11 protein-coding genes are annotated in these 12,755 nt (G+C 59.8%); 6 read left to right on the plus strand and 5 right to left on the minus strand.

All coding sequences use genetic code 11. From position 1 onward, the window contains the following. A partial coding sequence (locus AB5Z09_RS11035) for a Gfo/Idh/MocA family oxidoreductase (RefSeq protein WP_368195313.1) occupies positions 1-571 on the plus strand: 571 nt, incomplete at its 5' end. A gap of 309 nt (positions 572-880) precedes the next feature. Further along, positions 881-1,129, plus strand: a complete 249-nt coding sequence (locus AB5Z09_RS11040; protein ID WP_005340533.1) for a hypothetical protein — start codon at positions 881-883, stop codon at positions 1,127-1,129. A gap of 62 nt (positions 1,130-1,191) precedes the next feature. Here the strand turns inward: AB5Z09_RS11040 and rimJ are convergent, their stop codons facing one another. Together rimJ and AB5Z09_RS11050 are read right to left on the minus strand one after the other, a co-directional pair. Beyond that, positions 1,192-1,743, minus strand: a complete 552-nt coding sequence (rimJ, locus tag AB5Z09_RS11045) for a ribosomal protein S5-alanine N-acetyltransferase (protein ID WP_368195314.1) — start codon at positions 1,741-1,743, stop codon at positions 1,192-1,194. Beyond that, a complete protein-coding gene (locus AB5Z09_RS11050) occupies positions 1,743-2,297 on the minus strand; it encodes a GNAT family N-acetyltransferase (RefSeq protein ID WP_368195315.1) in 555 nt (184 codons plus the stop codon). Before AB5Z09_RS11050 ends, rimJ begins: the two co-directional genes overlap by 1 nt. Positions 2,298-2,643: 346 nt before the next feature. Between AB5Z09_RS11050 and AB5Z09_RS11055 the strand changes: the two genes are divergently transcribed. Continuing rightward, positions 2,644-4,419: a M4 family metallopeptidase gene (locus AB5Z09_RS11055; protein WP_368195316.1), complete on the plus strand. Its 1,776-nt coding sequence runs from the start codon at positions 2,644-2,646 to the stop codon at positions 4,417-4,419. Between the two features lie 32 nt (positions 4,420-4,451). Here AB5Z09_RS11055 and AB5Z09_RS11060 read toward each other — a convergent pair whose 3' ends face one another. Beyond that, positions 4,452-5,345 carry a LysR family transcriptional regulator gene (locus AB5Z09_RS11060; protein WP_335827226.1) on the minus strand — a complete coding sequence of 298 codons (894 nt, stop codon included), beginning with the start codon at positions 5,343-5,345 and terminating at the stop codon, positions 4,452-4,454. 92 nt (positions 5,346-5,437) lie between these two features. Here AB5Z09_RS11060 and mdtH point away from each other — a divergent pair, with 92 nt between their 5' ends. Beyond that, positions 5,438-6,634: a multidrug efflux MFS transporter MdtH gene (gene mdtH, locus AB5Z09_RS11065; RefSeq protein ID WP_005340523.1), complete on the plus strand. Its 1,197-nt coding sequence runs from the start codon at positions 5,438-5,440 to the stop codon at positions 6,632-6,634. A gap of 139 nt (positions 6,635-6,773) precedes the next feature. After that, positions 6,774-7,685, plus strand: a complete 912-nt coding sequence (locus AB5Z09_RS11070; RefSeq protein WP_368195317.1) for a GNAT family N-acetyltransferase — start codon at positions 6,774-6,776, stop codon at positions 7,683-7,685. Between the two features lie 250 nt (positions 7,686-7,935). Here AB5Z09_RS11070 and prfC read toward each other — a convergent pair whose 3' ends face one another. Continuing rightward, on the minus strand, positions 7,936-9,525 hold the full coding sequence (prfC, locus tag AB5Z09_RS11075; RefSeq protein ID WP_085942998.1) for a peptide chain release factor 3: 1,590 nt from the start codon (positions 9,523-9,525) through the stop codon (positions 7,936-7,938). Between the two features lie 429 nt (positions 9,526-9,954). Here prfC and AB5Z09_RS11080 point away from each other — a divergent pair, with 429 nt between their 5' ends. Next, positions 9,955-10,677: an SDR family oxidoreductase gene (locus AB5Z09_RS11080; protein WP_368195318.1), complete on the plus strand. Its 723-nt coding sequence runs from the start codon at positions 9,955-9,957 to the stop codon at positions 10,675-10,677. A 141-nt stretch (positions 10,678-10,818) separates the two neighbouring features. Here AB5Z09_RS11080 and AB5Z09_RS11085 read toward each other — a convergent pair whose 3' ends face one another. Beyond that, positions 10,819-12,666 (minus strand): diguanylate cyclase, encoded by a 1,848-nt coding sequence (locus AB5Z09_RS11085; protein ID WP_368195319.1) that lies wholly within the window; start codon positions 12,664-12,666, stop codon positions 10,819-10,821. Positions 12,667-12,755 lie beyond the last annotated feature (89 nt).

The raw sequence follows: 12,755 nt of genomic DNA on the forward strand, positions 1-12,755 counted from the left end.
GCGCTGGCGCGAAGCGGGTGGCCCGGGTTCCGGCCTCTGGTTCGATCTCGGCCCCCATGTACTGGATCAGGCGCTGCAGCTGTTCGGCCAGCCGGACTGGCTGCAGGCCGATCTGGCCGAGCAACGCCCCGGCGCACTGGCGGACGACTACTTCCATGTGGTGCTGGGTTACGGTGCTCTGCGGGTTATTCTGCATGGCAGCTGTCTGGTTTCAGCCACCATGCCGCGCTTTGTCATTCACGGCAGCCAGGGCTCATTCGTGAAATTCGGTATGGATGTGCAGGAAGATCAGCTCAAACTGGGCAAGCGGCCACCGGCGGCGGATTGGGGCATTGATAGTGAACCCGGTCAGCTCAGCCGCATTGTCGATGGTCAGTTACAGCAGCAGAGCGTGGTGGGTGAGGCGGGGGATTATGGCGCCTACTATCGCGGTGTCTGCGCCGCCATCAAGGACGAGGGAAGCAACCCGGTGCCAGCAAGTGAAGCGCTGGCGGTGATGGCACTGCTGGATCTGGCCCGTCAGAGCCACCTTGAGGGAAAACGGCTGCCCTGTCAGAAGCTGTCTGACTAAGGTGCGGGTCATCGGCCGCTATTGACCAACCTTGACCTTGTTAAATCGCCACAAGATGGCAGCAAAGCGGTGTTTTATTGTGCAATTAGTGTCATTTAACGGCATCTTGTATTGATATCAGTCGTTGCAGTGGAGCTTTTTATCCACGGCACGAAAAAATGTCATTGTGATATCCGTTTTCATCGGTAACTAATGGGGCTATATTGCGCCCGCCTGCTGCCTCCCGGCTTCTTGTTTCAATACCGGGCAACGGTGGGCGCTGTGATGGTTGCACAGACCATCTCTCCATATTTATTTGAGGGAATGCACATGAACAAAGTACTGGTAGCCGGTATCCTGGGTCTGATGTTGACTGCTTGCGGTCAGAAAGAAGAAAAAGCTGCCGCTCCTGCTGCTGCTCCGGCCGCCGAAGTTGCTGCCACTGTAGAAAAAGCCGCTAGCGAAGCCACCTCTACCGTAGAGAAGGCCACCTCCGAAGCGACTGCAACCGTAGAAAAAGCTGCTACCGAAGCCGCTACCAAGGTTGAAGCTGCAGTGAGCGATGCCAAGGCCAACTAAGCCTGCACCTCATTCGAAGACGGGTCCGAAGGCAACTTCGGGCCCGTTTTTTTATCTGTCGCTCAGGGCGCCGGATTAATCAGCGAGGTGAGGATGTGATCCTCCCAGCGACCATTGATCATCAGATACGCCCTCGCGAATCCCTCCCGCTCGAAGCCGAGCCGCTCCAGCAAGGCGCCACTGCGCTGATTGGCAGGCATATAGCAAGCCATGATGCGATGCAGATCGTGCTCCCGAAACAGGTAGTCGATGGCGGCTGACAGCACCTCTCTCATCACCCCCTGCCCCTGATGCTGTTGGTCGATGGCATAGCCCAGATGACACGCCTTGAAGCCCCCCATCAGGATATTGCTGAAGTTGCAGGTGGCGATCACTCGCTCGCCAGCCGGATCGAGGGCCACCAGATTGACGCCGGTGCCGTTGAAGAACTGGCTGTAGCTGTCCTGCAGCCGGGCATGCCAGTACGAGAGGGTGTAAAAGTGCTCGTCCCGAAGCGGCTCCCAAGGGGTAAGGTGGTCGCGGTTGCGCCGGTAGAAGTCGAGCATCATGGGGGCCTGATCCGGCGACAGTATGGTCAGGTGGGTGCGGGCCGTCTTGATATGTGGCAGCGCCATCAGGACTCCCTCTGTCTTAGCCACTCATCGCGCAGCAGGCTGTAGTGGGCATGGTCCACAATCCGGTTGCCCAGCCGCTCTGCGCGCCGGGTCACCCCCTCCAGCTGCATCCCGAGCCGCTCACAGACGGCTCTGCTGGGCTCGTTATCTGTGGCGGCGCTGATCTCCACCTTCTCCATCCCCATCTCCTCGAAGGCGTGGTGGATCAGGGCCTGACAGGCACGGGTGATGATACCGTTGCCCTGCCAGCGCTCCGCCAGCCAGTAACCGATGACCACCTTGCCAAGGTCGTGATCGATGCTGTTGTAACCTATGACCCCCACCACCTCCCCCTGATATTCGATGGCGGTGGTGAGCCCCTCGCCGCGGGCGAACTTCTCGATGGCACTGCGAATGAAAAGGGCGCTGTCAACGGGGCGCTGGATCAGTGGCGGCCAGGGTAGCCACTGGGAGAGGTACTCCCGGTTGTCATTGCAGAGGCCAAACAGTTCGCTCGCCATATCTGGCTGCAAGAAGAGCAGCGCAAGCTCGTCGTCCAACTGCCATGAAAACATGGGATTCTCCTTTCAAATCAGTGCTCAAATCGCGAATCAGCACCCAATGTAGCCAATCGCCACTGGCCGCGCCAGCCACTTTTACGGCCCCTCTCCGGCAGGCTTCGCAGAAGGTGACAGCGCACGTACTCTCCTCCCTCAAAAGAGGAGGGTGGGTGTCTGAAACCGGATAATGCTCTCCACATGACGCCGATTAATCCCCCCAAACGGCACTTTGGCAGATCCTGCTACCCCTTTGTGCTGCGCTGTCACTTTTGACAGGGGGCACTTTCCCCCACCGGCACTAGCTTCAAAACGCCCGACCTTCGGTCGGTTTATCAACCTCATCGATTTAAGGAAAGAAGAGATGAATAAAATTTATCTGGCCGTTGCGCTGGCCTGCTGGGGAAGCGCCGCACTGGCGGCGCAAGAGGTAGAGATCAACGTAACGGCAAACGGCATCCGGGCCATGACAGGCCTCAGTGCCGCGAGTGGTACCTTGCAGCTGGAAGATGGCGAGTTTCGTCAGGTGCGGGTGGTCAAGCTGCCCAACGGCCAGCAGCGGATCCGCTACGAGCAGGTCTGGAACGGCATCCCGGTAATGGGTCAGGTGGTGGTGGCTGACAAGAGCCTGAACGGCCAGTTGCAACAGGCCAGTGGACGCATGCTGCGCCAGATCGATCAGGATGTGGCAAGCCCGGTCGCCACCCTTTCGCCACAGGATGCCGCCAGCAAGGCCAAGGCGGGCAGCAAGGGGAGCAACGAGCAGATCAAGCTTTACGTGATGCAGGACGAGAACGGTCTGGCCCGACTGGTCTATCAGGTCTCCTTCGTTGCGGAAGGTGACAAGCCAAGCCGCCCCTTCGTCATTCTTGATGCCCAGAGCGGTGAGGAGCTCAAACGCTGGGAGGGGATCAACCACAAGGACGCCACCGGCCCCGGGGGCAACATCAAGACCGGCAAATACTTTTACGGCACCGACTTTGGCCCGCTCATCGTGGATGACAACTGCCGGATGACCAGCCCCAACGTCGATACCATCAACCTCAACCACGCCACCTCAGGCGGTGCCATCCACCAGTTCACCTGCCCGGAGAACCGGGTCAAGGAGATCAACGGCGCCTACTCGCCCCTCAACGACGCCCACTACTTCGGCAACGTGGTGTTCGACATGTACCGCAACTGGTACAACACGGCGCCCCTCACCTTCAAACTGAAGATGCGGGTTCACTACAGCAAGAATTACGAAAATGCCTTCTGGGATGGCAGCCAGATGACCTTCGGTGACGGCGCTACCACCTTCCACCCGCTGGTGAGCCTCGATGTGGCGGCCCACGAGGTGAGCCACGGCTTTACCGAGCAGAACTCCGGGCTGGTCTATTCAGGACAATCCGGTGGCATCAACGAGGCCTTCTCCGATATGGCGGGTGAAGCGGCCGAGTTCTACATGAAGGGGAGCAACGACTGGCTGGTCGGCGCCCAGATCTTCAAGGGCAACGGCTCCCTGCGCTACTTCGAGGATCCGACCCGGGATGGCAGATCCATCGGCCATGCGGCGGATTATCAAGAGGGGATGGATGTACACCACAGCTCCGGGGTCTATAACCGCGCCTTCTACCTGCTCGCCACCAGCAGCGGCTGGAACACCCGCAAGGCATTTGAAGTGTTCTTGCTGGCCAACCGCCTCTACTGGGGCGCCAACACCAACTACCAGCAAGGGGCCTGCGGCGTCAGCCGGGCGACCGCCGATCTGGGTTACAGTCAGGCGGATGTGGCACGGGCCTTCCAGACCGTCGGGGTTGATGCCAGCTGCGGCAGCACGCCGCCACCGAGCGACAACGTACTGCAAAACGGCGTGCCGGTGAGCAACCTCGCCGCCAGCAAGGGGGGCAAGCTCAACTACACCCTGAACGTACCGGCGGGCACCAGGTCGCTGCAGATCAGCAGCAGTGGCGGTACCGGTGATGCCGACCTCTACGTCCGCTTTGGCAGCGCCCCCACCAGCAGCAGTTACGACTGCCGCCCCTACAAGGGGGGCAATAACGAAAGCTGCTCGTTCACCAATCCCAAGGCGGGCACCTGGCATGTGCAGCTGTCAGGGTTTACAGCGTTCAGTGGCGTGACCCTCAAGGCCAGCTACTGATCCACCCGATGCGGGCCTTGTCCCGCATCGTTCTACTCATTGCGCCACCGTTTCGCCAGCGTGCGGGCGGTGGCCAACACGGTTTCCCGAGCCGGGTTGGGCCGCTTGCCACCTCGCCACGCCATCATCACATCCCAATGCTCTTGCGGCAGATTGCGCACATCGAGCCTGACCAGCCGCCCCACCTCCAGATCCCGCTTGATGGCCAGCTCCGGCATCAGGGTGATAAACCCGTGTTCCAGCGCCAGATCCCGCGCCGCACTGGCGGGCTGCACCGCATGCAGGGGGCTGGCGGCCCGCCGCAGCCGCCGCAACTGCTGGATAAAGACGTCACACCCCGGCCCCCATACCTGAGGTGCCAGCCGCTGGTCGGCAATATCCTCCAGGGTGAGGCCGTGACAACCGGCCAGCGGATGCAATGGCGAGGCGATAGCGATAATGGGGGAGCAACAGAGCAGCTCCATCTGCAGGCCCGCAACCGGCGGGCGCTTGAGCACAAAGCCGATATCGGCCTCCCCGGTCAGCAGCGACTGCATGATCTCGCCGGAGTGATCCGTGGTGCAGCGGATCTCAAACGGCTCATCCACCAGCTCCATCAATAGCGAGCCAAACACCACCGAAGTGAGGGATGGCAAGCTGGAGAGACGGATACAAGGCAGCGCAGGCGCCCCCTGCAGTGCCAGCCGCCCTTCGCTCAGGATCGCTAGCGCAGAGCGGGCCGATGGCAGAAACTCCTCGCAGGCACGGGTCGGCGTCACGCCGCGCCGATGACGCTGAAACAGCGGCGCCCCGAGGTTCTCCTCCAGCTGGGCAATCCGCTGACTCACCAGCGGCTGTGACCAGCCACGAATGGCCGCCGCCTGACTGAAGCTGCCCAGCTCGGCCACATCCAGCAGCAGTTGCAGATCGTCCAGATCCATAGACATAAATAATCCTGATATAAAATATAGGTAGTTGTCGTCTACCACTATATCTAAACCCTCTCCAGAATGAAGGTATCTGTGAATGAGAGGGCGTTATGGTCGATAGGGCGAGGTTTTGGGGACGCTGGTTTCTGGCGCTGGATACCACACTGGTGATCCTGGGTTTCTTTGTGGTGATGCCGATGATCAGCCTGCGCTTCGTCGATCAACTCGGCTGGGCGGCCGGTCTGGTGGGGCTGGCCCTCGGCCTGCGCCAGCTGACCCAGCAGGGGCTGGGGATCTTTGGCGGCTCGCTTGCCGACCGTTTCGGCGCCCGCCCGCTCATCGTCACCGGCATGTTGCTGCGCGCCGTCGGCTTTGCCACCCTGGCCTGGGCCGACAGCGGCGCCATGCTGATCTTCTCCTGCTTCCTCTCGGGTCTGGGCGGTTGCCTGTTCGACCCGCCACGGGCCGCACTGGTGATCAAATTTACCCGTCCCCATGAGCGGGGCCGCTTTATCTCCCTGCTGATGATGCTGGAGAGCGCGGGAGCCGTCACCGGTGCGCTGCTCGGCAGCTGGCTGCTGCGTTTTGACTTCACCTACGTCTGCCTGCTGGGCGCCGGACTCTTCACGCTGGCGGCCCTGTGCAACTGGACCCTGCTGCCCGCCTACCGCCTCTCGGTCAAACCGACTCCGATGCGGGAAGGGTTGGGGCAGGTGCTGGCGGATCGCGCCTTCTGCCGACTGGTGCTGATCTTAAGCGGCTACTACATGCTGTGGGTACAGGTGATGCTGATTTTCCCCATTCTGGTCAAGCAGCTCTCCGGCACCACCACGGCGGTGGGCTGGATGTACAGCCTGGAAACGGCGCTGTCACTGGCGCTGCTCTACCCTATTGCCCGTTTCAGCGAACGGCGCTATCGGCTGGAGAGCCGACTGATGGCAGGTATCCTGCTGATGACGGTGGGGATAGGGCTGGTCGCCTTCGTCAGCACCCTCTCCGGCATCTTCGTGCTGCTGGCCTGCTTCTATCTGGGGATCATCATCTGCGAACCGGCCCGGGAGACCCTGATGACCCGGCTGGCCAACCCCACAGCCCGCGGCAGCTACATGGGCTTCAGCCGCCTCGGACTGGCGCTGGGGGGCATGACCGGCTATGTGGGCGGCGGCTCCCTCTATGACTTCTCGCTGCAACAGGGACAACCGGCCCTCCCCTGGCTGGTGCTGGGCACCATAGGCGTTGCCACCATGTTGCTGCTCGCCCGCTGCTTCTCCCGCCGCCCGGAGCTGGCTATCAGAGCCGCCGCCTGACGCTCCCCCTGCCTACGGCAGCCCCGCCAACGGTGCTGCCGCTCACCCCATATTCTGCAAGTCATCACAGCAAAAGGTTGCGAATTACAACTTTTACGCTATTTTAGTTGTCATGCACAACTAAAAAGGAACCCACGATATGGATCCCCGTCCCCTGCGCGCCCTGTCGCGCGATCTGGTTCGCGAACTCGGCATGCTCTCCCAGCAGTGCGGCAATCTGGCCCTCACCCCCATCGAGGCTCACCTGCTGATCGAGCTGGAAAACGCCCCGGCCACCAACCAGCAGCTGGCAGAAAAGCTGCACATCGACAAATCCAACGCCAGCCGTCCGCTGGCGCGCCTCGCCGAGCGGGAGCTCATCAGCTGGCACCCGCACCCCTCCGATGGGCGCAGCAAGGAGGCCCGCCTCACCGTCAACGGTCAGGGGATGCTGCTGGAGTTGCACCGGGAGATGGACGGGGCGATGGAAGAGATGCTGGCGCAGTTGAGCCTGCCCGAGCGGGAGCAGCTGTGGCAAGGGCTGCGGCTCTATCGCAGCGCCCTCTCCCGCGCCCGTCGCCAGCGGGGCTACCAGATCCGCCCCATCACGGCGGCGGACAATGCCCAGATCGCCTTGGTGATCCGCGCCGTCTCGGCCGAATATGGCCTCACCGCAGACAAGGGCTATGGGGTCTCGGATCCCAATCTCGACACCCTCTCCCAGAGCTATCAGGGGGAGAAGAGTCGCTACTGGGTCATCGAAGGGCCGGACGGTTCCATCCTCGGCGGTGGTGGTATCGCACCATTGGCGGGAGAAGAGGGAGTCTGCGAGCTGCAAAAGATGTACTTTATGCCCGCCCTGCGCGGACTGGGCCTTGGCAAGCGGCTGGTGTTGCAGGCACTGGATGCCGCTCGCGGTTTGGGCTATCGCCGCTGCTATCTGGAGACCACAGAGGTACTGCGCGAGGCTACCAGCCTGTACGAATCACTGGGCTTTGAACACCTGCCCGGCCCCCTTGGCTGCACCGGCCACGGGGATTGCGAGATCTGCATGGTACTGCCACTGGGGTAGCCCCCCCTCATCCCCAACCCTTCTCCCGCAAGGGGAGAAGGGGGCAAAAACACTTCCGTGATCTTTCAAGCAGACCTCTGATGATTCCCTCTCCCTCCGGGAGAGGGCTAGGGTGAGGGCTGCTTGCGACTGGTATCTGCTGAACCATTCCCCCCTGCATCCCTCCTTAAACAGGCAAACGGTACAAAACAAGAGACCCCGCCGAAGCGGGGTCTCTTTGATTATCTGCCAATAAGCAAACCAGCGGTGATCAGTGCTCGCGAGTCTGGCGGAACTCCACGTCGGGGTGACGCTCCTGGGCCAGGCGCAGGTTGACCATGGTCGGCGCGATATAGGTGAGGTTGTCACCGCCATCGAGGGCCAGGTTGACCTCGTTCTTGCGCTTGAACTCTTCAAACTTCTTGACGTCGGTCCCTTCCACCCAGCGGGCGGTGGAGACGTTGACCGCCTCGTAGATGGCCTCGACGTTGTACTCGCTCTTCAGACGAGAAACCACCACGTCAAACTGCAGCACACCGACCGCGCCGACGATGAGATCGTTGCTGATCAGCGGACGGAACACCTGCACCGCGCCCTCTTCCGAGAGCTGCACCAGCCCCTTGAGCAGCTGCTTCTGCTTGAGCGGATCGCGCAGGCGGATGCGGCGGAACAGTTCCGGCGCAAAGTTCGGGATACCGGTGAACTTGAGATCTTCACCCTGGGTGAAGGTGTCGCCGATCTGGATGGTACCGTGGTTGTGCAGACCGATGATGTCACCGGCGAAGGCGTCTTCCGCCTGCTCACGGTCACCGGCCATAAAGGTCACGGCGTCGGAGATGTTCACATCCTTGCCGATACGCACGTGGCGCATCTTCATGCCCTTGCTGTAAGTACCTGACACGATACGCATAAAAGCGATTCGGTCACGGTGCTTCGGATCCATGTTTGCCTGGATCTTGAACACGAAGCCGGAGAACTTCTCCTCGGTCGCTACCACTTCGCGGCTCTCGGCCTTGCGCGGCATGGGAGACGGCGCCCAGTCAGTCAGGCCATCCAGCATGTGGTCAACACCGAAGTTACCCAGTGCGGTACCGAAGAAGACCGGGGTCATCTCGCCAGCGATAAAGGCATCGTGATCGAACTCGGGAGAGGCGCCCTGCACCAGCTCCAGCTCGTCACGCAGCTGCTGGGCCAGATCTTCGCCGACGGCGGCATCCAGATCCGGGTTGTTCAGCCCCTTGACCACCCGCTTCTCCTGGATGGTGTGGCCCTGACCGCTCTGATAGAGATAGGTCTCATCCTTGTAGAGGTGATAGACACCCTTGAAGGATTTGCCGCAGCCGATAGGCCAGGTGATGGGGGCGCACATGATCTTCAGCTCGCGCTCCACCTCGTCCATCACTTCCATCGGATCGCGCACTTCGCGGTCCAGCTTGTTCATGAAGGTGAGGATGGGGGTATCACGCAGACGGGTCACTTCCATCAGCTTGCGGGTCCGGTCTTCAACACCCTTGGCGGCGTCGATGACCATCAGGCAGCAGTCGACCGCGGTCAGGGTACGGTAGGTATCTTCGGAGAAGTCCTCGTGACCCGGGGTGTCGAGCAGGTTGACCAGACAATCGGCATAGGGGAACTGCATCACCGAGGTGGTGATGGAGATACCACGCTGCTTCTCCATCTCCATCCAGTCGGATTTGGCGTGCTGGCCCGAGCCACGGCCCTTGACGGTACCGGCGCGCTGAATGGCCTGTCCGAACAACAGGACTTTCTCGGTGATGGTGGTTTTACCCGCATCCGGGTGCGAAATGATCGCAAAAGTGCGTCTCTTGGAGACTTCACTCAGAAATTCAGCTGACATAATTCAACGTTCTTCTATTGAGCGGTGGCATCAGCCACCGTGGGAATAAATCCGGAATGCCGCTCACGGCACATGTATACGCAACGAAAGCCACGCCAGCTGGCGTATTGCCAACCTGGTGGAGAGAGGGAGGAGGGTTGCGTTACATGGGTCTTCTCGCCTGAGTCAAAGCAAAATTGCGCGACATTATACCCGCGCGAGTGAAAAATACCCAGCCTGACAATAGATGATAATTTGGCCGCTCCTCCGTTCCACTGGTTCCAACTGAACAGAAAATCAAACACTCCGAATCGGATGGCAGCATCCGGACCACGTGGACTTGGCCCCCTCCTCATGCCAGCAACAACCACTCTTGATAAATTTTCATACTTGGACTTTCCCTACCCAGCTACAAATATGTAAATCGTATCTACATAATGGAGAGGTCATTACATGAAACATTCCACCCTGCACAATCAACAGATCGTCATTATCGGTGGTACCTCGGGTCTTGGCCTGGCCACCGCCCAACAAGCGATCGAGCAAGGCGCCAAGGTCATTATCGGCGGTTCCAACCGTGAGCAGCTTGCCACTGCGCTGGCTGAACTGGGCGCAAATGCCAGTGGCCATCAACTGGATATTCTCGACGTCGACTCCGTCAATCACTTTTTCAACCAACTGGATTCGCTGGATCATCTCGTCATCACCGCCGCAGTCATGCGACCAAGCAGCTTTCTCACCGCTGCCATCGAGGATTTGAAAATCAACATGGACAGCCGCTTCTGGGGAAGTGTTCATGCGATCCGCGCCGCAGCACCCAAACTGTCCGAACGCGGCTCCATCGTGCTCACGTCCGGGATGGTGACGCGCCGCCCACAACTAGGTAAGGCACTCCCTGCCGTTGCAGCTGGCGCGGTTGAAACGCTGGCTCACAGTCTGGTTACCGAGCTGACCCCTCGTCGGATCAACGTCATCAACCCGGGCCCCATGCGCACTCCCATGCTGCTTAAAGCACTGGGCAATGACCCACAAAAAGTGGCAGCCGTGGCGCAAAGCCTGCCGTTGAAACGCTTGGGAGAGGGAGAAGATTATGCGCAGGCCGCACTGTTCCTGATGAGCAATAACAACATGAATGGTGAGGTGCTTCACCTCAATGGCGGCAGCGCCTGGGCATAACGCCCTTCTGACGGTCTTCTGCGCTCGTGCTTGCCAATCTGCCATCTCAGGCAAGAACGAGCGCAGGGGACGAGCATCATCGCCGTATCAGTGTGCTCCCGAATAGCGATGACACCCTGATGAATGACAATACCCAGCCCGTCAGTTATCTGTTTCCACCCGGTTGCGCCCCGCCTCTTTCGCACGATACAGCGCATTGTCGGCACGCTGGATCAAGGCCGCCAGATCCTGATCATCGTCTCGCAGAGAGGCACATCCGATACTGATGGTTACCGGGTACGACATGCCGGGCAGCGCCCGGTTGGCGACCGAGTGACGGATCCGCTCAGCCACCCGGCACGCCTCTTCAAGGCTGGTATCCGGCAGCAGGATCAAGAACTCCTCTCCGCCGGTACGTCCCAACTGATCCTGGTGCCGCAGCTGACGATCTGCCGCTCGAGAGACCCATTGCAGCACCCTGTCTCCCTGGTGATGGCCCAGGGTATCGTTGATCCGCTTGAAGTGATCGATATCGAACACCAGCAGGCAAAATGGCGTGCCCTGCCTGCGAGCCTGCGCCAGCATATCGCTGCCCTGCCGTAGCACGCGACGGCGGTTGTTGATGCCGGTCAGCTCATCGGTAAAGGCCAGACGACGCATCCGACGGTTGCGATCAAGCAGCCACCCCATCGTCAGCAGCGCCAGTACCCCGCAAAGCACCATCACCACCAGCAGCCAGAAACGACGCTCCTTGACCTGCTCCAGCTCCTGCTGCTGCAACTGCTGCTCGATTCTCAGTCGTGCATTATCGCCTTCTTGACGGGCCAGTTCGAACTCGCCGCGAACCCAGGCAATGCTTTGCTCCCGTAACAGTTGAGCGAGGAGCTGTTCTTGCGTCAGGTTATCCCGCTGGGCAGCCAACGCCGCAGGATAGTTATGCAACGCCTCCTGTGCCTCAGCACGCAATGCATACAACGTGGTAAGAAACAGTACATAGCCCTTCGCCTTGAGAATGGGCTCAACTCGCTCCAGCGACTGCAGCGCTTGTTCCGGTTGCCCAGCCTGCAGCTGCCACTTGGCTCTCACCAACTCTACACGGCCATAAAGCACGGGATCCACATCTGCCAACAAGACTTTGCTAGCCGCATCCAACAAACTCTTTGCTTCATCGGGGTTACCCAGCCCGAGCAGGGCCTCGGCCTTCATTATCTGACGAGCAGCATGCTCAATCCGATACCGGATCTGACGGTAGTATGCAGAGCTGAGCTCAAGTTCAGCCAAGGCATCCTGATAACGTTCGGTCCGCAGGTAGATAAGAGCAAGTTGATCGCTAAGTCTGGCCATGCCGAAGCGATCACTGCTGACGATAAAGTACGGACGAAGCGGCGCCAAAGCAGTAAATGCATCGGTATAAAGGCCCATACGACGAAATGCTGCTGCAATCTCCAGCTGGACGTGCTGAGACCATGATATCAATCCGAGCCGTTCATAAATGGTGTGCGCCCTAGTAAGATCGACCAACCCTTGGCCTGCCGCGCCGTGAAACGACAACATAGCGCCACGGTGAGAGAGAGCCTGAGCTTCCAGCTTTGGCTCGTGGGCCACCCTGGCCCGTTGCAACCCCTCATCGTAGTCCTTACGGGCATGTGCCACATCACCCAGTAGCTGATTGAACCAACCACGACAGATGGTCAGGTCTGCCATAGCAACGCCATCCTGCTGCTGATACGCCAGCAACAATTGGGCATTGGCATAGGTAACAGCCGCACTGGACTTCTGCATGTCATCGGCAGATTGTGCCCAACAGGTCAAACGCCTGATCCGCATCAGCTGCGATTGTGAATAAGAATCCCCCTCCAGCAATAACTGGTTAAGTCGCTCGCTCTGTAACTCTATAAGCTGGTAGGTTCGCTCCATCTCATCAAGCACCCCTTCCAGCTGGGCAGGAGCCAAAGGATAAGCCGCAAGCCTGAACGCTGCCAACAAAAGCAGTACAGCGAGATGACGCATAAACTCTCCGGATAAAAGGGGCAATCCGATACTACATGACTATTGTTATTGTTCCCTTCTGCCACCACCGTTGTAAAGGGAAGCGCCAC

This window comes from Aeromonas sp. R2-2, assembly GCF_040908355.1.
GTDB classification, from domain to species: Bacteria; Pseudomonadota; Gammaproteobacteria; order Enterobacterales; family Aeromonadaceae; genus Aeromonas; species Aeromonas veronii.

Coding starts and splice junctions, on each gene's coding strand:
- AB5Z09_RS11040 (WP_005340533.1), top strand. CDS start 881: ATGAACAAAGTACTGGTAGCCGGTATCCTGGGTCTGATGTTGACTGCT.
- rimJ (WP_368195314.1), bottom strand. CDS start 1,743: ATGGCGCTGCCACATATCAAGACGGCCCGCACCCACCTGACCATACTG.
- AB5Z09_RS11050 (WP_368195315.1), bottom strand. CDS start 2,297: ATGTTTTCATGGCAGTTGGACGACGAGCTTGCGCTGCTCTTCTTGCAG.
- AB5Z09_RS11055 (WP_368195316.1), top strand. CDS start 2,644: ATGAATAAAATTTATCTGGCCGTTGCGCTGGCCTGCTGGGGAAGCGCC.
- AB5Z09_RS11060 (WP_335827226.1), bottom strand. CDS start 5,345: ATGTCTATGGATCTGGACGATCTGCAACTGCTGCTGGATGTGGCCGAG.
- mdtH (WP_005340523.1), top strand. CDS start 5,438: ATGGTCGATAGGGCGAGGTTTTGGGGACGCTGGTTTCTGGCGCTGGAT.
- AB5Z09_RS11070 (WP_368195317.1), top strand. CDS start 6,774: ATGGATCCCCGTCCCCTGCGCGCCCTGTCGCGCGATCTGGTTCGCGAA.
- AB5Z09_RS11080 (WP_368195318.1), top strand. CDS start 9,955: ATGAAACATTCCACCCTGCACAATCAACAGATCGTCATTATCGGTGGT.
- AB5Z09_RS11085 (WP_368195319.1), bottom strand. CDS start 12,666: ATGCGTCATCTCGCTGTACTGCTTTTGTTGGCAGCGTTCAGGCTTGCG.